Origin of the sequence: Cognataquiflexum nitidum, from assembly GCF_022538055.1 — a bacterium.
Classification (GTDB): domain Bacteria; phylum Bacteroidota; class Bacteroidia; order Cytophagales; family Cyclobacteriaceae; genus Cognataquiflexum; species Cognataquiflexum nitidum.
Genome location: NZ_JAKZAM010000013.1, coordinates 1 through 22,292, shown reverse-complemented (window position 1 = coordinate 22,292; position 22,292 = coordinate 1). Strand labels below are relative to the sequence as shown.

Sequence of the window (22,292 nt, the reverse complement as noted above, 5' to 3'; positions counted from 1 at the left end):
ATTCATGATTTTGATGGTTTACAGATATTTACATACATTCGCAGAGCTTAGATCTTCTCAAAAAAATTTTTCTTGATGAATAAGTCATTTTTGTATTTCATCCTTTTATTCTGTGCGTCACTAGATATCCTTGCCCAATCTAGAGAGATTGATAGTTTGAATCATTTGCTGTCTCATGAAGTCTCCCGAGAAGAAAGATTATCCGCATTAAATCGGTTGACTTTTTTGACAAGAGAAAAAGACTTGTCACAAGCCTTAATTTGGGGCCAAAGGGCCGATGAATTGGCTACTGAACTTAATGATAGCTTGCAAATAAGCCTTGCAAAAGGAAATCTTGGTTGGATTTATTACCGGTTGGGCGTCTGGGACAAAGCTTTTAGGTACTCAAAAGATGCCTATCTGATAGGACTTGCGCACAACCAAAAAGGAGAACTAGGAATGGTATTGAATAACCTTGGCGCACTTTATTTTCAACAAAAGAATTATGAAGAGGCGATAAGGAAATTTAAAGAAGGGTATAAATTAGGGAAAGAAGTAAATGATTCTTACCTGATAATAAGGAGCCTTAATAACCTTGCACTCAATTATTCCATGAAGGGGGATCTGGATTCTGCATATTATTTTGCACAGGAAGCGTTAAGGTCAAATGAAGTATTTGGGGAAAATTATTTTGGAAGTTTTACCCATAGGGTCATTGGAGACATTTACCTTGAAAAAGGACAAATTCAAGAAGCCATAGAAAGCTATGATTATTCAATTGAGGTTTCCACACCTGATGCACTTAGGACATTTGAGGCCTCGGTATTACACAGGTTAGGAAAAGCATACTTTCTGAATGGGGAATCAAAAAAAGCATTGGATTACCTGAAAAAGGGTTTGGATATATCCACTGAATACGGTCTGAATGATGAGCTATCAAAAACTTATAAAGTCCTTTCCACAGTACACGATTCTCAGGGCAATATACCATTAGCCTTTAAGTATCAAAAAGCATATTTACAACTACAAGAGGCGATGGATGAAGCCTCAAACAAGGATAGGTTTTCGCTATTGCAAGCCATGTTTGAAGTGGAGAAGTCAGACGCTGAAATCAATTACCTCAAGATTCAAAATTCATTGAAAGCGCTGGAAATTAAAAGTTTCAATAAGATTTTGATCATGTTTTTGATTTTTTCTGCGCTTCTGCTTGGAATGTTATTTTGGTTGGGAATATTATTAAAAAAGAAAAGAGATGCCAATAACAGACTTCAGGAAAAGCGTTCCATACTTGAAGAACAAAAAAAGGAACTTCAGAAAAAGTCTTTTGAGTTGACCGAATCCAACAGAAGTAAAAACAGGATTCTTTCTATATTGGGACATGACCTCAAAAGCCCCGTTGCACAGTTGAAAGGAGTCTTGGATCTTTTACATTCACAGGAACTAAGCCGAGAGGAGTTTGATGGGATTTCACATATTCTCAAAAGAAACGTGGATGGGCTTTTCGAAAATATGGATAATATTTTGAGTTGGTCCAAGTCCCAAATGGAAGGTTTTAAAGTCCAATTGCTGCCCACCAATATCAAAAAGGTAATCAGACCTTGTTTGGAATTGCTTCAGTATCAAGCCAATTCAAAAGAGATTACAATTACAACCAATATCATCGAGGAGATCGCATTGGTAGATCAAGACCTACTTCAGTTGATCATTCGGAATCTTCTTAGCAATGCTATCAAATTTTCAAACAAAGGCTCGAATATTGATATTTATTCCCAAAAGGAAGGAGATTTAACCAAGCTTGTGATTCAGGATTATGGGCTTGGAATGAGTGAAATCCAATTAGATACCATTCTCCACCAGAATGTATCTTTATTGGAATCAAGTGTAGGAACGGATAAAGAAAAAGGCACAGGGCTTGGTTTGAATCTTTGCAAGGAATTTTTGGGATTGATGGAGGGAGCTTTGATACTTGAAAGTAAGAAAGGAGAGGGGACAAAAGCCATTTTACTTTTGCAAAGTATTACTGTCAATAAAGCCCAACAAGCGGTGTAAATACAAGTTTTTCCGGTTCAACTGTCTTTTGGATCAGGTTTAAATTCTTTAAAATTTCCATCGTTTCTTTCAGCGTTTTTATGGATATTCTTCCATTTTTTGCCCATCTTGTCTGAGACAGCCAGGATTTGATGTCCTCGATGTTAATTTTATATTTTTCGCTCAATACATATGGGAAATCAGGTTTTTGAATGTTTTCCATAGATTGATTATAGACCAACTCCCTCAGTCTGCCAACAATTTCAGGATGTTTTTCCAGAATGTTGGGATTGGCCACCATAACAAAGCATGGCCAAGGTGTAGGAATTTCGCCGATTCTTTTAAAAACCCCAATATCTACCAAAGGTTTGGTGGTATATTTTTCCCAAAGAAAAAGCTTATGGATTTCATCCTGTAGTGCTTCCTTTGCTCCATCAAGGTCACCCACCACTTCAAAATCAAGGTTGTCCAGGTCCCAACCTTCCCTTTTGGCTAATAAAAAAGCCATTAAATGAGAACCTGAACCATACCTGCTAATAACAAATTCACCATGCCCTAGTTGGGAGATGTCTACAACTGTAGATTTTCCCGATCCATGAATTCCCCAAACCAAAGGAGATTCCACGTGATAACCTACCATTAAAGCGGGGTTTCCTTCAATCTTATCCTTGACAAAACTTTCTGTCAATACAACAGCTATGTCCGTCTCACCTTTCCTCAAAGATCTGTTCATTTCGCCTGAACCTTTTGGTTCATTGTGCCATTCCAAAAGAATGCCCTGATTCAAAAAAGGTTGTTTTTCAATGACTTGTAACCAAGGAAAATTAAAATGCTCAGGTACGCCTGTGATGGATATTTTTTTCATTTTTCAAGCTTAGGTAAACAAAAATACCGCTATTTTTTAAGATAGCGGTATTGATAAATCATGAATTTATCTTGCTTATAGGTCATGTGTGGCATTTCGATTTGTAATCAAAAGGTTGCTTAATCCTGCAACAATCAGGGAGCATCCTGCCAAAACCATTGTATATATTACTTCCTCTCCAAATAAAAACTTATACAAGAAATTTATACCACCCAATGCCGCCACAATTTGAGGAATGACAATAAACATGTTGAATATACCCATATACACGCCCATCTGCTTCGGATTGACTGCACTCGAAAGCATTGCATAAGGCATGGAAAGTATACTTGCCCATGCTATTCCAACCAATGCAAAGCAAAGGTGCAGCATCCAAGGTTCAGATATATAGTAAATTAAGATGAAGCCAAATCCTCCGGCTATGAGGCTGACCATGTGAAGAAGTTTCCTGTTGATCTTGACCTTGCTTGTCACAAAAGCCAAGATTAAAGCAAAAAACATCGATACTAATCCATATGTACCCAAATAATTGCCCACACTGTCTGCTGCATCATTATATATTTGAGATGTGGTATCAGTGGCTTTGAAGATATGTTCTGTGATGGCCGGAGTGGCAAAACTCCACATTGTAAAAAAGGCAAACCAAGAAAAAAACTGAACCAAACCCAATTGTTTCATGACTTTTGGCATCCCTGAAATATTTTTAAAGATCTCAATGAGTCCGTTGAGGAAGCCTTTGCTTTCCTCATTTTCTTTTTTGAGTGCTTCAAGATCATCCGGTGGATACTCATCTGTAGTGAGGATGGTGTACAAAATTGAACTAAAAAGCACTACTGCACCTATCGCAAAAGCAAATTTGACAGATTCAGGAACCACTCCAGGCGCTGCAGTATTTGGTACCCCCAGCTGTGTCATAAACCACGGAAGGTTACTCGCCACCCAGGTCCCAATACCAATGATGAGAGTCTGAACCACAAATCCATAAGATCTTTGGCTGTCAGGAAGTTTGTCCGCCACCAAGGCTCTAAAAGGCTCCATGCTGATATTGATGGAAGCATCGAGAATCCATAGAGCACCGGCAGCCATCCAAAGAGCCGAAGAATATGGTGCAAAAAACAAGGCTATGGTACTTAAAACTGCACCGATTAAGAAAAAAGGCTTTCTTCTTCCATATCTTGGATGCCAGGTACGGTCACTGAGATACCCGACAATCGGCTGCACCAGCAATCCAGTCAGTGGTGCTGCTATCCAAAGCATAGGAATAGCGTCTTTATCTGCGCCTAAGGTTTGGAATATCCTTGACATAAAACCGCCTTGAAGGGCGAATCCAAACTGGATCCCCAAAAACCCGAAACTCATGTTCCAGATCTGCCAAAAACTGAGTCTTGGTTTATTTTCTATTGCCTGCATTATTTTGGGTTGATTGCTTTAGGATTGGTTTTGAATAAGGGGTTTATTGGATTTCGACCTCAAAAGCGCTTGAATTATTTTGGAAAGTGCAAGAGGAAATGTTTTTGATTTCCATGTAAGGGTGACTGTTGTCTGGAAGCGGATCGAATTCAGTCAGTTTTTTTAAGAATGCAAAATCTTCTTTATCCACCTTAACCAGTTCTCCATTGATTGTCACCTCACCGGGGTTTGACCCATGAAAATAAACCTTAATCTTTTCAAACTTACTTTTGAAATCTCCTTCGGTATTTGAAAAGCTAAGCTTCTTCATTTCCGAATTCCAGCTAACCTCGCGCTTCAAAAATTTTCCTTCTTTGTATTCAGGACTAATTCCATCGTCTTCATAGTGAAGATAGGTAGAAGAATCATTTCCGGCATAGACATGAAATCTGAGTATGCCATCATGGGTCTCACCTGTAAAGGACACATCGGATTGTAATGCCAATATAGAACCTGCCTTTACATAAACAGGGAGGTAGTTTAGGGGACAATCTTGATAGATAATTTTATTTCCTATATACTTCTGATTATCAAATAAATAATACCATTCACCTTCAGGAAGATAAACCTTTGTAATCTCTTTGTAACTTTCTACAGGTGCGATCAAAAGGCTGTCACAAAACAGGTATTGGTTCTCAAAAGAACTATCATAAATATTCTTGTCATGGGGATAATTGACAGCAAGACTTTTTGCTATTGGAAGACCTGATTGAGTACTTCTGTAGAAACTGCTGTAAATCGTTGGGAGTAGCCTGTACCGTAATTTCATGTAATTTCGGGAGATTTCTTCAACCTCCTCCCCAAAGGCCCATGGTTCGGCATCATTGCTATTGATCATAGAATGTGCCCTATACAAAGGTGCAAAAGTAGCTATGGTCATCCACCTTGCAAAGAGGGATTTTGTGGCTTCACCCGCAAAACCACCGACATCATATCCCGAATAGGCCACACCACTTAATCCGAGGCTGTTTACCAATCTTATGCCTGCCATCATGTGTTCCTCAGATGCGACATTGTCCCCTGTCCATGCTGCGGCATAACGTTGGATACCGGAAAACCCTGACCTTGTCAAAACAAAGGGTCTTTCTTTAGGTCTTTGCAATTCACATCCTTCTTTGGCACTTCGGGCCATTTGAAACCCATAAATATTTCTTGCTTTTCTATGGCTTACATTTTCACCCTCATAATTAAAATTGATCAAATTTGGGGTAAACTGACCCCAAGAGGCGGGTTCATTCATGTCTGTCCAATAACCATCTACTCCGGCTTCTTCGTAGAAAGCCATTTTTTCAGCCCACCATTTTCGCGTTTCATCTTTGGTAAAATCCGGAAAAGCACACCAACCCGGCCAAACCTGACCCTCATAAACTTCATTATCGGGATATTTAACAAATAGATCTTTTTCTTTTCCTTCTTCAAATGGCAAATAGCCGTTTTCTGTTTTTATTCCAGGATCCAGAATGACTACTACTTTAAAGCCCTTTTGCTTTAGGGCTTTGATCATGGATTTTGGATCACTGAATTTTTGTCCATCAAAAGTAAAGACTTTATATTTTTCCATATGATGGATATCAAGGTAGATGACATCTGCCGGCATGTCCTTGTCTCTAAAAGTATTGGCCAATGTAATTACCTCTGAATCAGGATAATAGGAATACCGACACTGCTGAAAACCCAAAGACCATAAGGGTGGCATTTCCATTTTTCCAGTCAAATCAGTGTAGGAACTGATAATCTTATCTATAGAATCGTCGTGAAAAAAGTAGTAATCCATGTCTCCATCATCCGCTGAATAGTATATAAAGCGGTTATTGGAAGCACCAAAATTGAAAACAGATTTATGTGTATTGTCAAAAAAGATCCCATAGGACAAGCCACTGTGAACACCTATATAAAAAGGAATACTCATGTACAAAGGGTCATCCCCAACACCATAAGCAAAATAATCAGTGTTCCAATTGGTGTAGGCACGGCCGGACCTGTCAAGATGCCCTGTCTTTTCTCCCAAGCCAATAAACCTTTCTTTTTCTTGTAGTTTTTTATAATTACTCACCTCCGTACCCAACCAAGACACTGCAAAAGCAGGATCGTCTTGATTGATCACTTGACCTTCCGGAGTGTAAAATGTCAGGTAAAATGGATTGAGGTTAACCGACAAATGAATTTTTGAAGTTTTAAGCCATACTTTTCCATTTTCCTCCATTATTGAAGGTTGAATATCCCCGGGTGAGGAAATTACGGTGTATGGGTTTGGGCTAAAACCTTCTTCCCGACTTATCTGTATCCGGATTGTATCTTGTTTATAAATTGTAATTTCAAAATTGGAAAAGGCTGTATTTCCATAAATCCCGTTTGATTTTTTGTTCCATGACAGTACGTCTCCAATGGCAAGATTTTGGGATGATTTTGATGGATGGGTGGCGTGAGGCATTTGTAAGTTTCTTGTTTGCAGGATTTGCCTGGGTTTCTTATGATACAATCTGAAATTGAGGTTCTAATTTATGATATAAACTGAAATGATAAAATTTATATCCAAGCTCTGATAGCTTCAAAAAAAGCTTTAAATGTAAAAAAACTTGGTTTTTATAGTCGATGGACATGTTCAAACGATTGCACAGAAAAATTTTTTTAATCAAAAAAATCAGACCTTAACAGACGATTTTCTCACTAATAGTTCGGTGTCCAGGACGATGTTTTCTGAAATGGATTCCATATTGGTTTTTTTATTGATAAGGTCGAGCAGTATTTGGGTAGCTTTCTCGCCGATTTGAAAACCGGGTTGGGCTACAGTGGAGAGTGGTGGGTCAATCATGGACGAAAACTGCCAATTAGAAAAACCGACTACTCCAACATCCTCAGGGATTCTTAAGTCAAGTGCCTTAAGCGCCATCATGGCACCTGCTGCGACGATATCGTGATGCGCAAAAATAGCGTCAGGTCTGTTTTCTTTATTCTTAAATAATTCTGTCGTGATTAAAATGCTTTCTTTTTCTGTTCCATAAGGGCATTCGAGGATCCATTCAGATTTGGGTTCGATACCTGAGTCCTTTAGGGCATTCAGGTAACCTTCTTTCCTTTGTTTGCTGATGGTTAAGTTGTCAGGACCCGACAGGTGTACGATCTTATTAAAACCCTGATCAATTAGGTGTTTTACAGCATCGTAGGCCCCTTGATAGTCATTGACAGTGACATTGATGGTGTTTTCAAGTTCAGGGATTCTGTCAAAAAAAACAATCGGAAACTCCAGGTCAATCATTTTTTTGAAATGGTCAAAATTTGTAGTTTCTCTGGAAAAACTCACCAATACACCATCTATTTGATTGGACAGCATAGTTTCCACGCTACTTTTCTCCCTGCTGAATTTTTCATTGGTTTGGCATAAGATAACGTTATAGCCGTTGGCAAAGGCCACTTCCTCCACACCGCTGATAACAGTAGAAAAAAAGAAGTGCACCACTTCAGGAATGATGACGCCAATGGTGAAAGATTTGCTTTTTCTGAGGCTCAGTGCCACCGCATTAGGTCGGTAATTCAATTTATCTGCCAGTTCTTTGACTTTTCTTTTTGTCTCATCACTGATTCCCGGATAATCTTTCAAAGCTCTTGAAACCGTTGATGTGGATACATTCAGTTCCTTTGCGATGTCTTTTATGGTGGCTTGACCTAGTTTCATTAAAATTAGATTTTTCTAAGAATTTAAATATATAAGTTTTTGGGTGATTATGTATTTAATTGTCACGTTATTTTTTTTGCTTTTGATTTCAAAAAAATAATTTCCCTCGACTATCCTCGAAGTATAAAAAATGATGCAATCGTTTGCGGTTACGTTTGCACAAATATTTTCAAAAAAAATCACTGAAGAATATTTGTTTTGACATTTTCCATTGCGTAATATTTCATAGTTGATTCTACAATATAGTTTTTGCAGTCAAAAATCTCTTGTTGAAAAACATAAATAAAAAATTTAAAAATAGGATTTAATTAATTAAAGTTTGAAACAATAAATACCAAAACAAATCTGTATGAGAGTTTTATCAAAATTAGTTTGGGTTGCTTTAATGCTCCCTTTCATTATGTGGTCATGTGGGCCTGTAGATGAACCTAGAATTATCCCGCAAACAGCATCGACCTTAACAAGTCCTTCAGCAGGTACATCAATAGTGCTCACTGAAGCTGAAAAAGAAGATACGATTTTCTTTCAGGCCTCTATACCTGATTTTGGAGTAACAGGAAATTACACTTATACACTGGAGATGGCAAGAGGTGGAACCAACTTCGCAACCGTCGTAGGATTGGGAAGCTCTACAACTCCAACCGTAAAAGTAGCTTTAGGAGAACTTAATAAGAAAATAGTAGCAGCCGGTCTTGAACCAAATGTTCCGGGAAATGTAGATTTCCGTTTTAAAACAACTATTGACAGAAGTTTGAGCCCTTTGGTAGGTACGGCCACCACACTGTCAATAACTGCATATAAAGATGCAGTCATCTTAAGAAATTTATTCCTAGTAGGTAATGCCACTGCACCGGGATGGAGCAATGATAACAATAACCCTGCTTTATTCCGCGACCCCGCCAATAAAGATCTTTATGTTTACACCGGCTTTTTCGCTGTTGGAGAATTTAAAGTCCTAGAAAAACTGGGTCAATGGCAGCCTCAATATGGTACAAATGGAGGTGCTGCTGTATCTGTTAATCCAGGTGGAGGTTCTGATCCAGGTGCTTTTGCAATCGGCACAGCAGGTTATTATACTTTCACACTTAATCTTGCTGCAAATACCTTCTCGATAGTTCCATTTACAGGAACTTCAAATGTATTTTATCCAACTGTTGGAATTATTGGAAGCTCAACTGCCGGTGGTTGGGATTCAAGTACCGCTATGACAAACCTTACATTTGATAAGCACCTTTGGCATATTACTGCAACTGTAACAGATGGTGAAATCAAGTTCAGAGCCAATGATGCTTGGACGATTAATTGGGGCGCAATAACTCCAATCTCGGGGAAAGCTGAATTAGGAAATTCGGCTAATATTCCAATAGTGGCAGGCACCTACAAAATGTGGTTTAACTCCTTGGATGGAAGGTATATATTTATTGAAGGTTAATCTTTATTCCCTTGATAACAAAAAGGCTACTCTTATAAGTAGCCTTTTTGTTTGTTTAATATTGAATGTTTATTTAGTAGATTTATACTATGAAATTAAAAATATTGCTATCTGTTTTTTTCTTTTTCTTATTGAATCTTGGGTTTTCCCAGGTAAGCACAGAACCTGCTTTCCCGCGTGCAGATCAAAAAATCAAAATTATTTATGATGCCACCAAGGGAACCACAGGTCTCAAAGACATCGATCCTGTTTATATCCATATAGGCGCTGTTGTTGCGGGTCCTACATCTAGGACTTGGGCTATTGTCCCATTTGCATGGGGTACTGCTGACCCCGCTGCAAGAATGGTGAAAACAGCTCCTAATATATGGGAATGGGAACTTACCCCCAATGAATTTTTCAAACCGTCAGCAGGACAAACCATTTATAGATTAGGGATAGTCTTCAGAAATGCCACGGGTTCATTGGAAGGAAAGACCGATACAAATGCTGATTTTTTTGTAGACCTCAGTCAAGGCTTTGAAGTGACTTTTGCCAATCCTACCTCATCCAAATTATTGGAAATCGGGGAATCACAGGAAATCAGGATTGCCTCATCAGATGTTGCTAATCTTAGCTTAGAAATCAATGGAGTAGCAGTGGCATCTGCCGCTGATGTAGAAAGTCTACAATATACTTTTCAAGCAACTGCGGAAGGATCTTTTAAGGTAGTTGCCAAAGCTCTGAAAACGGGAGAGGAAGATACTGCCGAGATTACACTTACCGTAGTGGGTCCAAGTCCACAGGCGCCTTTACCTTCAGGTGTCAGAAGAGGGATCAATTATATTTCAGATACTGAAGTGGTTTTGGTTTTGGAAGCTCCATTGAAGAAAAACGTTTTTGTGATTGGAGACTTCAATGATTGGGAAGTCCTTCCTGCATTCCAAATGAACCAAACACCCGATAAGGAACTGTTTTGGTACAGGTTGACAGGATTGGTACCAAAGCAGGAATACATTTTCCAGTATTTGGTTGATGGGAATATCAAAATCGGTGATCCTTATGCAGACAAAGTTTCAGATCCTTTTCATGATGATGAGATCATTGCTCAAAACAGGTATCCTGGTTTAAAGCCATATCCAAAAGGGAAAACCGAATTTCAGGCCACTTTTCTCCAAACAGCTCAAGACCAGTACCAATGGAAATACCTGGATTACGAAAAACCTGCTGTAGAGGAATTGGTGGTTTATGAGCTCTTGGTCAGGGATTTTGATGAGAGAAGAACTTTCAAAGCTGTTGTTGAAAGACTCGATTACCTGGCTGGTTTGGGAGTCAATGCCATTGAATTGATGCCTATCAAGGAATTTGAAGGAAACCTGTCTTGGGGTTATAATCCCTCTTTCTTTTTTGCAGTGGATAAATTTTATGGTCCAAAGAACCACTTAAAAGAACTGATAGACGAGGCCCATAAGAGAGGGATTATGGTCATATTGGATATGGTACTCAACCATGCCTTTGGGCAGAGTCCTTTTGTCAGGCTGTATAATGACGGAGATTATGGTGCACCTACTTCAGACAACCCTTGGCTCAACAGGGTCGCAAAGCATCCTTTCAATGTTGGTTATGACTTTAACCATGAGAGCCCTTACACCAAAGCCTTTGTAGATTCGGTCAATAATTATTGGCTGACAGAATACAAAGTGGATGGCTTCAGGTTTGACCTGAGCAAGGGCTTTACACAAGTCAATTCAGGTGACAATGTCGGTTTCTGGGGTGAATATGATCCTTCAAGAATCAGCATCTGGAAGAATATTTATGATCAGATCAAAAAAAATCATCCCGATGCATATGTCATTTTGGAGCATTTTGCAGACAATACTGAAGAAAAAGAATTGTCCAACCACGGAATGATGTTTTGGGGAAGTATGAATTTTGACTTTAAAGAAATCGCCAAAGGAAATTCAAGGAATTTTGAATGGGGGTATTTTAAGTCAAGAGGCTGGAATGACAATACTTTGGTGGGCTATATGGAAAGCCACGATGAGGAAAGAACCATGTGGGAATCCCTTACTTGGGGTCGAACCACTCCATTGAATATTCGCCAACTCAGTAATGCTGTAAACCGAAATCAGCTGATGGCTGCCTTTTTCTTTTCCATTCCTGGTCCAAAAATGATGTGGCAATTTGAAGAGTTTGGATACGATCTTGAGCTCAACAATGACAGGTTAGGTATCAAACCCACAAAATGGGAATATCTCGATAACCCGGATAGACAGCGATTATTCAATATGTATAGAGCGATGTTAGAACTAAAAAGCAAATTCAACGCTTTCAATAACCCGCAAAATGCAACTCTGGACCTAACTCAGAATTTGAAAAGCATCAAATTGACAGACGCTGACCTTCAAGTAGTACTGTATGGTAATTTTGGACTGACAGACATTGCGAGTGCCAACCTTACTTTCCCATCATCTGGGACTTGGTATAATTATTTTACCGGAGAAGAAATCGTACTTTCAGGAAATTCACGTGCCTTTAGGGTAAAAGCTAATGAATTCCTGATGTTTACCAACAAAAAACTTCCATTACCTGAGGGTGAAATCCTTCAGGATCCGATTCTTTCCATAAATCCTGAAATTCCAAATCCATCAGCGTTTAAAATTTATCCCGTTCCTGCCTCTGATAGGTTGACTGTTGTCATTCCTGATACGATGAACAAGGGGAATTTCAGAATTATGGATGTGACAGGGAAAGTCCTTCAAGAGGAGGTTTATTTGGTCACGGACAAGAATTTGCATGTCGATATACGGGATTTTACAACAGGTCTTTATATCTTTGAGATCAGTGATAACCGTCAAATAATGAGAAAACGGTTTTTAAAGAAATAATCAACCTATTTTAAATCAACATGAAATTCAAACCAGGAGTCAAGTACGGAGAAGAACTCAAGGACCTATTGTCTTATGCCAAAGAAAGTGAATTTGCACTGCCTGCGGTCAATGTAATCAATACCAGTACTGTCAATGCAGTCATTGAAACAGCCAAAAAGGTCAATTCTCCCGTAATCATACAGTTTTCCAATGGCGGCGGACAGTTTTTTGCCGGAAAAGGTTTAGGTAACCAAAATCAAATCGGAGCAATACAAGGTTCTATTTCAGGAGCTTTGCATGTACATAGAATGGCGGAAGCTTATGACGTACCTGTTGTTTTGCATACTGACCATTGCGCAAAAAAACTGCTTCCTTGGATCGATGGACTTTTGGAAGAAGGACAGGCATATTATGCTGCTCATAAGAAGCCGCTATATAGCTCTCACATGCTGGACCTGTCAGAAGAACCAGTAAAGGAAAATATTGAAATCTCTGTTGAATACTTCAAGAAGTTCAAAAAGCTTGAAATGGGAATTGAGATCGAATTGGGTGTGACAGGTGGGGAAGAGGACGGTGTGGACAATTCGGATGTCGACAGTTCAAAATTATATACCCAACCTGAAGAAGTGGCATATGCCTATGAACACCTCAAGGAGGTAGATGATTTGTTTACCATTGCAGCAGCTTTTGGGAATGTCCACGGAGTATATAAGCCAGGTAATGTTTCTTTGAAACCTATCATTTTGAAAAACTCCCAGGATTATATCAACAAAAAATACGGAACAACAGGCAAGCCGTTGTTTTTCGTATTCCATGGAGGTTCAGGCTCAACAGAAGCAGAAATCAGAGAGGCTAACAGCTATGGTTCTGTTAAAATGAACATTGATACTGATCAGCAGTGGGCGTTTTGGGAAGGAATCAAAAATTATTACAAATCGAACGAAGGCTATTTGCAGTCTCAATTAGGAAATCCTGAGGGACCTGACAGTCCTAATAAGAAATATTATGATCCTAGAGTGTGGTTGAGAAAAGGCGAAGAAACTTTTATGAAGAGATTGGAACTCGCTTTTGAAATGCTCAATGCTATCAACAGAAACTAAATCTATTTATTAAAAACTTAGAAAAAGTCACTTTTTGTGACTTTTTCTATTTTAAAGATTACCCTATGAAAATAAATTCAATTCAAGTTGTTCTATTGATTTTGACAATAACTGTTTCATCTTGCTTGGGCAGGAAAGAAAAGAAAATTGAAAACCATTGGCCTAAGGCGGGGATTACTTATGAGATATTCATCCAGTCGTTTTATGATTCCAATGGGGATGGTATCGGGGATATCAATGGTGTAAAGAAGAAATTGGACCATGTCAAGGAATTGGGGGCAAATGCCATTTGGTTTATGCCCATCATGGCTTCTCCGAGTTATCATAAATATGACGTAACGGATTACAAAAGCATCCACCCGGATTATGGGACAATGGAGGATTTTAAGTCGTTTTTGGATGAAGCCCATAAGAATGACATCAAAGTGGTGATCGATATGATCATAAACCACACAAGCAACAAGCACCCTTGGTTTTTGGAGTCACAAAAAGGAAGGGATAATCCTTTTAGAGACTATTATGTTTGGGCACAAAAAGATACGATAGCCGATTACCTTGATAAAAAAACCATCACTCTTGACAGTGATAACATCCGACAGTGGCATGACCCCGGTTTTGGAGAGGATTATTACTATGGATTTTTTTATGGAGGAATGCCTGATTTAAATTTTGACAATCCAAAAGTAAGGGAAGAAATTTATGAAATCGGAAGGTTTTGGCTGGAAGATGTGGGTGTAGATGGCTTCAGACTTGATGCTGCCAAACACATATTCCCGGATGACAGGCCTTTGGACAACCATGCCTTTTGGAAGGAATTCAGGGATAAAATGACTTCCATCAAACCGGATATTTACCTAGTGGGTGAGGTATATGATAAAAAAGAAATTGTAGCACCTTATCTCCCAGGATTGCCCGCTTTATTCAATTTTGACTTCCATTATACTTTGATTGAATCATACAAAAAAGAAGATGGAATGTTGCTTGCCAAAAAGCAAAAAGAAGTTTTGGACTTTTATAATGGGATTACGGAAGAATTTATTGATGCGACATTTTCATCAAATCATGACCAACCAAGGTTGCTCAATTCCTTGGATGAAAATCCAAGGAAGTTGAAGCAGTCTATCAATATCCTTATGACCATGCCGGGAGCACCCTACTTATATTATGGAGAAGAAATTGGTATGCTTGGAAAAAAGCCCGATGAGAACATTAGAGAGCCTTTTTTGTGGGACATGAAAGCCAATGACAAAGGAAGAGCAACCTGGCTAGAACCCTTTTATTCAAAAGATGAGTTTGTTACTCCTCTTGCAATCCAAAAGTCCATGAGTACGAGTTATTTCAACCATTATAAGGAAATCATAAAACTCCGCAACAGCAATAGGGCTTTGGCCTTGGGTAGCTTAGAATTGTATGAAGGGGAATTGCCAAAACCATTGATGGCGTTTTTCAGAAACCACGAAGACCAAGAATTATTCGTAGTTCACAATCTAGGTAGTACACAGATTTCGATTGATGTACCTGAAGGATTCCAAATCGAAATATATTCTTTTGGGGAAGCAAAAAAAGAAGGAAATAAAATCCTGTTACCCGGATTTAGCAGCATTGTATTGGAATTGTAATCATTATGATTTTTTAAAAACCACTGCTCTCAAAAGGAAAATTTTACGCCCTTCAGGGAATTGTTTCCTTATACATACAAAGCAAAGGCCTGCTTCAAATCTCTGAAGCAGGCCTTTGCCATTAGAAATAATTAGATAGAAGCTGAATTATTTTTTGGGAATAATAATCTTATCTTTTATCATTTTGTCCACCACCACAAGTGCAAACTCCCGTGCAGCCCTGTCTATACTTGAAGGGTTTGTGGTTGCTGATTGTGCTGACCACACCAAAGCCTGGGTTTCAGTATCGTATAAATTTATCTCTACATAAAAGTTTTTATCTGTAGCATAATATCCCGGGGAATAAGTCGTAGGTCCGTACATGCCATAATACCCACCAAATCTCCCATATCCGCCGCCATAATACATAGGTGAATAGGCAGTTCCGGGTACATATCTCGTTTCATTTGTCTGATCGATGATAGCAATAGTCATGATGCCATCTCTACCACTTTTTTTGATTTCTTGGACGACTTGGTCTTTGTTGTCATTGGTCAATATCAATCCTGGTTTTACTTGCTCAAGGTTACTTATGGCCTGAATTCCTTTTTGGATCAGTAGCTCATCAATGTCATCTTCAATGGTTTTTTTGGTTACATAATTGTCGCTGATCAATGCCGCCACAAATAGGTTGGAATATCCGGCAGTTTGAGCCTCAGGGCTTTTCCAGGATCCAATGATTTTGGTCGCAGGGGAACATCCTGATACCAATCCGATGAGTACAATCAAGTAAATCGATTTTTTTATTGTTAAGGTTTTCATGTTTTTATTTGGTTTATAAAGTTTGGGTTTTGAATTTTCTTTAGGTATTATGATTAGTTTATTTGTGTAGAAGGACCGACAAATTTATCAAGATTGGATCAATTAACTTCTCATTAAATTCTTTTTTGAAGCACAGTGGTTGTTTCAGTTAAAATCTATAGCCAATATTGATCATAAATCTATACCCAAGACCTGTAATATTGGCAACACCTGTTTTTTCAAATCCGCTACCATCTACGATGGTGTTGAATCCCGGTATTTTTTCAGACAAAAGGTCATTTATTTTTTCTAATAATATAGCGGAATCTTCAGGACTTAGGGAACTGTCAAAATCTACATTAGCCCTATATATTCCCAATCCCGGCCCAAAAAGGACAAAATCCAACATAAACCTCTGGGAAACTTGAAATTGGTACCCTAATTCGGCTCCGACTGTATGGATTTTTAGATCCAAATCTGTTCCTACTTCCCCATTAAAATTATTTGAGGTCAATAACCAATTTTTTGTCCTATCAAATGAATTAAATGAATAATATGGTCCTATGTAGACTCCTCGAGGAGCATCATATTTGTTTTCTGTTTTAAGGTAAAACCTGTAATCTGCAGAGATGTGAAGCCCTTTGTTTTTACCACCTGCCAAAAGACTGAGAGTTGAATTTTCAAAGTTGTCTGTCTCAGGTTCAAAGCCCGGTAGTCTGTTGATTCCCAAGTCTATGCTGAAACTTCTGTTCTTTCCTAAAGTCCTTTCGTATCCTAAAATAAAATTTTCAATCCCAAAGATGACAGGATTTGAGATGTTGTACCGGACGGTATTTTGATATATTTTCTCTTTTGACTTGGAATCCTGTCCTGAAACGTCAAGAGAAAACATTGTCAAAATGACAATCACCAATAAATTTTTAATGTCATTTAATGTTAAATACATTTTTCCAATCCGATTTCATATCGACTATTAGCCATTGGTTTTGGGCAGCATCATCGAGTCCTTTTGAAAGTTTTCCGATGTGTGAATTTCGATCATAGGCATATTCCCTGATGGAATCCGTATGGTGGATTAACATTCCAAGCCGTGGGCCTTCACCGGCAGTGACATATTGCAACATTTCATAATCTCCATCTGAGTTTCCTACTGCCAAAACAGGCCTTTTTCCAATATGTTGGTGTATGCCTATCGGCTTGCCGCCTTTGTCATCGAAAAAATTGAGTTCCGGAAGTTTGATGATAACAGGCTCTCCATCCACAATTTCGTATTTGGATTTGATGGAACTCCCAATGACCTGGTATGGGGGGATCGCGTATGCTTTTTCTGCCCAAACCCTCATGAAGTCAATTCCTCCACCTGAGACTATAAATGTTTTATACCCATTGGCACGAAGGTATTCCAACAATTCTACCATAGGTTGATAAATCATTTGGTTATAAGGCTTCCCTGTTTTGGGATGGGTTGCAGAATCAAGCCAATCACTTACGGATTTTTGAAAATCTTCTGAAGTCATCCCGGCATGAGAAGCCATTATGATTTCAACCAATGCTTTTTCTCCACCTTCCATCACATGTTTGATGTCGTCTTCAAGAAGGCTTTTGAATGGCTCTGTTTTTTTCCATTCAGGATGGTTTGTTGATTCTTTTTTTATGAAATCAATGGCATATGCCAATTGAAAATACATGGGTTGTTCAGACCATAGCGTACCATCATTGTCAAAAACTGCAATTCTATCCGACTCAGGTAAAAAACCCGCATTTCCAAAAGTGGTGGTTTTGGTAATAAAATCAAGGATTACAGACTTGGAAGATCCTTCACTCCAGTTAGGCAAAGGATCAGTTTCCGATTTGGACTGTTCCGTTAGGGTAGGGGATTTTGAAATACAGGAAACCAAAAATAACAATAAAACAAGGATTGGAATTAAATTTTTCATAGATAATTTGATCGGTTTATTTACCAAATGACTTGGATAAGCCTACTCCGATAGCAAAACTGTCATAGGCATTCCACTTGATGTCATAAATAAAGCTGGAGATGAATTCCCAATTTTCGGCTATTTCGTGACTATACTCGACACCAAGTCTGCTCAAAAAGAAATTTTCTTCTTTTGAAAATTCTCCACCCAACCCAAATTGCCAGGTTAAATGATTACCAGGTTTGAAACCTACTGTCATGGCGCTTGCCAAAGGTCGGGTTCTTTCTATTTGCGACCTGCTTCCTGACTTTTCTATTTTGAAGTTTTCAATTATCAAATCATTGTGAAGGCCAATACTTAGTTTTTTTGATAGCAGGTAATTGTAATCCAAGCTGACAGAAGGTAAAGTCAGCCAACTTCTCGCATTTTCTCTTATACCTTGACTGACATGGGTATGACCAAGTAAAAGTGCAATAGAATGGCTTTTAAAGTATGATTCTGAATGGCCTTCTTTCTCCTGGGCGGAAACATTTTGTGACAGAAATAAGCATATGATCAGGTATTTCATGGAGAATGAAGATTTTAATTTTAAGAAAATCATTTTCAGGAATTCACGGTAGAAATACCCCCTTTACAAGGTCTGATATTTTGGGAAGATTACTAAATATTCTTCTTGCTACGGATTTATCCACAAAAGAGAATGAGAGGTATTCAAGAAAAGACAAGGGTCAAAGAAATTGAAATGAATGAAATACCATCCAATTTTGTAAAGGTCAAAAAATCATTATCCTTTTTTGATTCAATTTAAAAATCACTTCGACCAAATAAGAATGTGGCCGAAGTGATCTAATTCAATTATTGTTTTCTCGAGCCTTGAGTCACAGATTCCATGACGGCCTCCAGGTTAAATGAACCAGGTTTTTGTCTTGGAGGAAATTCTTTGAAACTTTGAAGCCATTTTCCCACATAGGCACCGGCAGGGGCAATCATAAACATGTGTTCTAAAAACCACCTGTCATAATCCATTCCTATTTCGTGTGCCAATTCAAAAGGATCCATGCGGAGATTAGTCAATAGTGGAGCTCTCAGTACAGTGAATGGCTCAAGCCAAACATGCATTCCATGAGCATCCTGTCTAAGGAAAGTTGCTTTCCAATTGCCATATCTCAATGCAGCTACGCTTCCATCATCTGTCCAATAGATAAATTCCTGACGAGGCCATGCTTCTTCACCTTTGAGCGCCGGAAGGAGATTGTACCCATCAAGGTGTACCTTATAGGTCATCGATCCGATTTTTTTGCCTTTCAACAATTCATTTTTGATATTGGGAGAGCCTGCTGCAGCCAATAATGTAGTCAACATGTCTTCATGGGCACCGATCTCATTGATGATAGTTCCTGGCTTGATTACGCCCGGCCATCTGATGGCGGTTGGAACTCTATAACCACCTTCCCATTGGGTATTTTTCTCTCCACGAAACATGGTAGTTCCTCCATCAGGCCAAGTAAATGCCTCAGCGCCATTGTCTGTTGAGTACATAACTATGGTGTTTTCATCTAACCCAAGTTCTTTCAACTTGCCCAATATCAATCCGACCTGACGGTCATGCTCGACCATCCCATCGGCATAGATTCCAAGTTTGGTTTTTCCGTTAAGGCTATCCAACAAATGGGTAAATATGTGCATTTTGGTACTGTTCCACCATAGGAAGAAAGGCTTGTCAGCTTTGGCAGCACGCTCCATAAAATCCATTGCTTTGTCATTGACTTCTTCGTCAATGGTTTCCATTCTCTTCTTTGTCAAAGGTCCTGTATCGGCGATCCTGCCATCCGAGAAACTATGGATTACACCTCTGGGACCAAAGTTCTTTTTGAAATCAGGATTTTTAGGATAATCAGGATGCTCGGGTTCTTCTTCTGCATTGAGGTGATATAGGTTGCCGTAAAATTCATCAAACCCATGGGCTGTAGGCAACATCTCATCTCTGTCCCCTAAGTGGTTTTTTCCAAATTGACCCGTCATGTAACCCTGCGCACGAAGCAAGGTAGCAAGAGTAGGATCCTCTTTTCTCATTCCTTCAGGAGCGCCGGGGAGACCCACCTTGGTAAGACCTGTTCGTATTGGAGATTGGCCTGTAATAAAGGCTGCTCTCCCCGCAGTACAACTTTGCTGTCCATACCAATCCGTAAATAAGGCACCTTCTCTTGCTATCTGATCAATGTTTGGAGTTTTATATCCCATCATGCCGAGATTATAGGCCGAGATGTTAAACTGACCGATATCATCTCCCCAGATGACCAAGATATTCGGTTTCTTTTGTTGGGACCATCCTAAGCTGACACTCAGTATCAGGGTAAAGACAGTCAAAAGTGTTTTTTTCATAATCTGCTCTTTTAGTTTAATTTGGTTAATTATTATCGTTTTAAGGTGGAAGAGGCTAGTTCACCTATTACATTTTTGTAGTCTTGACTGAATTGTCCCATGTGGCTAAATCCATATTCAGATGCTATCTTTTTTATATTTTGTCCAGGAATTTTTGTTTTCAAGTCCTGGTGAATTTTTCTCATCTTCAGGTGCTTGATAAATCTCTTGGGACTTTCTCCCGTCACTTTTTTGAATGTATAATAAAAAGTGCGCTGTGGCATGCCCAAGAAGGAAATCATGTGATCCAAGTCAGTTTCTTCCTTGTTGCCCACATTGAGATGCATGATTTCTATCGATTTGATTACAAGTTCGCGGTTGGTCAACCGTGATTTTGATTTACTTTCCATCAAAGTTTATACTTAATAAAATTTGGATTTTTTTTACTTCAATAGTTTCAAAAAACATTGAGATTTCCTTTCATTGTTCAAAACAAAAGTAAGTATCTAACGCAACCGTAATTGGGATTTAGATGCTATACTTGACATTTTTTATCGAAAATTGTCAAAGTAATATCTGAAAATTGCCAAAATGTAGGCAGTAAGAATTTTGTAGTCCTTAAATGGGGTGTTTCCTACAAATAAAACATTAGGTTTTATTTTTTTTAGTTTAAGATCCACAAATTGATTTAAGTTTAGATGATAGGTAGTGATGGCAATGAGGATGACCTCAACTATAGCCGTACCATCAAGATGTGTGCATTGTTGAAAAGGAAAATGCTAGATAGGAATAGTTATAAAAGGTAGGGCTACTTAGTAAGATTTTTTCTAAAGTTGGAGGGAGTAGTACCCGTAAACTTCTTGAACGCCAGCACAAATGAGTTACGGTTGTTGAAGCCACATTCTCCTGACAAAGCTTCCAAAGTATAATTTGAAAACTCACCTTTTTGCAGTAATTCAATACTGTACTCAATTCGTTTTTTGTTCAGTAGGTCTGCAAAATTGGTGTTCAGGTAGTGGTTGATGCAGGCAGAAAGTTGGTAATAAGGAATATTGGTATCCCTGGCAAAATCCTGAATAGAATAGCGCTGGTTGAGATAAACTTTCTTTTCATCCATCCAATCCAGAATTATCGGTCCGAGCTCTTTCATTTTATCGTCAGGCTGAATACCTGATTTTTCGGTTTTGGGATAAGATTCCATTTTGATAATCTGATCTGCCACAAATTGGATTTCATCGAGACCATATAGAAGTTGAGGAAAAAAATAAAGTAACACAGCACTCGACATCAACAAAACCGCACCTGTAAAGTGAACCAACATAAAAACCAATTCTTTGTCCAACCAAAAATATGTCATGTAAAATGGCAGGAATAAAAAAAACTGAAAGCTCATGAAGAAGATTATCCAAACTCTCCATTCTTTTTCAAACTTATTGAAGGGTCTGTTGATGTTTTTTTGCCATTTGACCAAAAGTCCCACCTGCATAAGCCAATAAATATTGATCAGGATGGTTCTGAAGGTCTGATGAAATCCATCCGGGAAAAACATACTTTGTCTGAATTCTGTAAATCTATTAGGGTCATTGATATCCTGAAGTATTAATTCCAACTTTTCAGCGGAAGATAAAAATAAAACAGGGGAGTAGTCAATGATATAAATTGCCACAGGAATCAGGTGAAAAGCATCTGACCACCTTAAGTTCCTGTTTTGGGTGACACATTGCATGTAAATAAATGGCATAGGCACAAAGATCAATCCAAAAATATTTCCTATCCTGTATATTCCCGGCAAATGGACCATCATCCCTGAACTGATCAGCATGCTGAAAAAAATGGCTAGTGAAAGGCTTAAGAAGGTAAGTGCAAGCGGGATACTCTTCTTGTTTTTACGCAAAGAATATACCATCACAATAACACCCGTCTGCAGTCCTATGACCACAGAAACAAGAAAAAATAAATTATTAAAATCAAAGCCTGAATCCATTTTAAAAATCAGCAAACTTGAAAGTGGTGAATCAATTTTGAATATAGCAAAAAAAACACTTTTGGGTTAAATTTGATTTATCTCGGGAAAATATTGTCAGTTTTTTGCCAAATGATGCGACATTGAACAATATGTCCCGAACGCATTTTTATGAAGTTTAAAACAAAAGCAATTATCGTAACTACTCAGGTTGTAATTTAGCTATATGAGTGAGGTTTTGGAGGACATTTTCTGACTTTTTGATCAAGGTGTCG

General features: G+C 38.5%; 16 protein-coding genes. 5 read left to right on the top strand and 11 right to left on the bottom strand.

Annotated features, from left to right (window positions below; genetic code table 11):
* Nucleotides 1-75 precede the first annotated feature (75 nt).
* Nucleotides 76-2,028 carry a tetratricopeptide repeat-containing sensor histidine kinase gene (locus tag MMU07_RS10410; RefSeq protein WP_241125814.1) on the top strand — a complete coding sequence of 651 codons (1,953 nt, stop codon included), beginning with the start codon at nucleotides 76-78 and terminating at the stop codon, nucleotides 2,026-2,028.
* Here the strand turns inward: MMU07_RS10410 and MMU07_RS10405 are convergent.
* The 4 genes from MMU07_RS10405 to MMU07_RS10390 form a co-directional block, all read right to left on the bottom strand.
* Nucleotides 2,003-2,872: a type 2 periplasmic-binding domain-containing protein gene (locus MMU07_RS10405; RefSeq protein ID WP_241125813.1), complete on the bottom strand. Its 870-nt coding sequence runs from the start codon at nucleotides 2,870-2,872 to the stop codon at nucleotides 2,003-2,005. The genes MMU07_RS10410 and MMU07_RS10405 overlap by 26 nt on opposite strands.
* A gap of 75 nt (nucleotides 2,873-2,947) precedes the next feature.
* Complete coding sequence (locus MMU07_RS10400) at nucleotides 2,948-4,282, bottom strand: MFS transporter (protein WP_241125812.1); 1,335 nt, start codon at nucleotides 4,280-4,282, stop codon at nucleotides 2,948-2,950.
* A gap of 43 nt (nucleotides 4,283-4,325) precedes the next feature.
* Nucleotides 4,326-6,752 carry a glycoside hydrolase family 31 protein gene (locus tag MMU07_RS10395; protein WP_241125811.1) on the bottom strand — a complete coding sequence of 809 codons (2,427 nt, stop codon included), beginning with the start codon at nucleotides 6,750-6,752 and terminating at the stop codon, nucleotides 4,326-4,328.
* Between the two features lie 210 nt (nucleotides 6,753-6,962).
* Nucleotides 6,963-7,994, bottom strand: coding sequence for a LacI family DNA-binding transcriptional regulator (locus tag MMU07_RS10390; RefSeq protein WP_241125810.1), 1,032 nt, complete (start codon nucleotides 7,992-7,994; stop codon nucleotides 6,963-6,965).
* A gap of 349 nt (nucleotides 7,995-8,343) precedes the next feature.
* Here MMU07_RS10390 and MMU07_RS10385 point away from each other — a divergent pair, with 349 nt between their 5' ends.
* The 4 genes from MMU07_RS10385 to MMU07_RS10370 all read left to right on the top strand — a co-directional run bounded on the left by MMU07_RS10385 (nucleotide 8,344) and on the right by MMU07_RS10370 (nucleotide 14,994).
* Nucleotides 8,344-9,426, top strand: coding sequence for a SusE domain-containing protein (locus MMU07_RS10385; RefSeq protein WP_241125809.1), 1,083 nt, complete (start codon nucleotides 8,344-8,346; stop codon nucleotides 9,424-9,426).
* An 89-nt stretch (nucleotides 9,427-9,515) separates the two neighbouring features.
* The gene (locus MMU07_RS10380; protein WP_241125808.1) at nucleotides 9,516-12,293 is read left to right on the top strand and encodes an alpha-amylase family glycosyl hydrolase; all 2,778 of its coding nucleotides are present in this window, start codon (nucleotides 9,516-9,518) and stop codon (nucleotides 12,291-12,293) included.
* Between the two features lie 20 nt (nucleotides 12,294-12,313).
* A complete protein-coding gene (gene fbaA, locus MMU07_RS10375; protein WP_241125807.1) occupies nucleotides 12,314-13,375 on the top strand; it encodes a class II fructose-bisphosphate aldolase in 1,062 nt (353 codons plus the stop codon).
* A 65-nt stretch (nucleotides 13,376-13,440) separates the two neighbouring features.
* The gene (locus MMU07_RS10370) at nucleotides 13,441-14,994 is read left to right on the top strand and encodes an alpha-amylase family glycosyl hydrolase (RefSeq protein WP_241125806.1); all 1,554 of its coding nucleotides are present in this window, start codon (nucleotides 13,441-13,443) and stop codon (nucleotides 14,992-14,994) included.
* A gap of 147 nt (nucleotides 14,995-15,141) precedes the next feature.
* Here MMU07_RS10370 and MMU07_RS10365 read toward each other — a convergent pair whose 3' ends face one another.
* From MMU07_RS10365 to MMU07_RS10335, 7 genes are all read right to left on the bottom strand, one after another.
* Nucleotides 15,142-15,795: a DUF4136 domain-containing protein gene (locus tag MMU07_RS10365; protein WP_241125805.1), complete on the bottom strand. Its 654-nt coding sequence runs from the start codon at nucleotides 15,793-15,795 to the stop codon at nucleotides 15,142-15,144.
* 148 nt (nucleotides 15,796-15,943) lie between these two features.
* Nucleotides 15,944-16,720 carry a DUF3575 domain-containing protein gene (locus MMU07_RS10360; RefSeq protein WP_241125804.1) on the bottom strand — a complete coding sequence of 259 codons (777 nt, stop codon included), beginning with the start codon at nucleotides 16,718-16,720 and terminating at the stop codon, nucleotides 15,944-15,946.
* Complete coding sequence (locus MMU07_RS10355) at nucleotides 16,701-17,711, bottom strand: HAD family hydrolase (RefSeq protein WP_241125803.1); 1,011 nt, start codon at nucleotides 17,709-17,711, stop codon at nucleotides 16,701-16,703. The genes MMU07_RS10360 and MMU07_RS10355 overlap by 20 nt, the downstream gene beginning before the upstream one ends.
* 16 nt (nucleotides 17,712-17,727) lie before the next feature.
* Nucleotides 17,728-18,261, bottom strand: a complete 534-nt coding sequence (locus MMU07_RS10350) for a hypothetical protein (protein ID WP_241125802.1) — start codon at nucleotides 18,259-18,261, stop codon at nucleotides 17,728-17,730.
* Nucleotides 18,262-18,548: 287 nt separating this feature from the next.
* Entirely contained in the window at nucleotides 18,549-20,075 is a 1,527-nt protein-coding gene (locus MMU07_RS10345) for an arylsulfatase (RefSeq protein ID WP_241125801.1), read from the bottom strand.
* A 32-nt stretch (nucleotides 20,076-20,107) separates the two neighbouring features.
* The gene (locus MMU07_RS10340; RefSeq protein WP_241125800.1) at nucleotides 20,108-20,464 is read right to left on the bottom strand and encodes a helix-turn-helix domain-containing protein; all 357 of its coding nucleotides are present in this window, start codon (nucleotides 20,462-20,464) and stop codon (nucleotides 20,108-20,110) included.
* 398 nt (nucleotides 20,465-20,862) lie between these two features.
* Nucleotides 20,863-22,038: a helix-turn-helix domain-containing protein gene (locus tag MMU07_RS10335; RefSeq protein WP_241125799.1), complete on the bottom strand. Its 1,176-nt coding sequence runs from the start codon at nucleotides 22,036-22,038 to the stop codon at nucleotides 20,863-20,865.
* Between the last annotated feature and the right edge of the window lie 254 nt (nucleotides 22,039-22,292).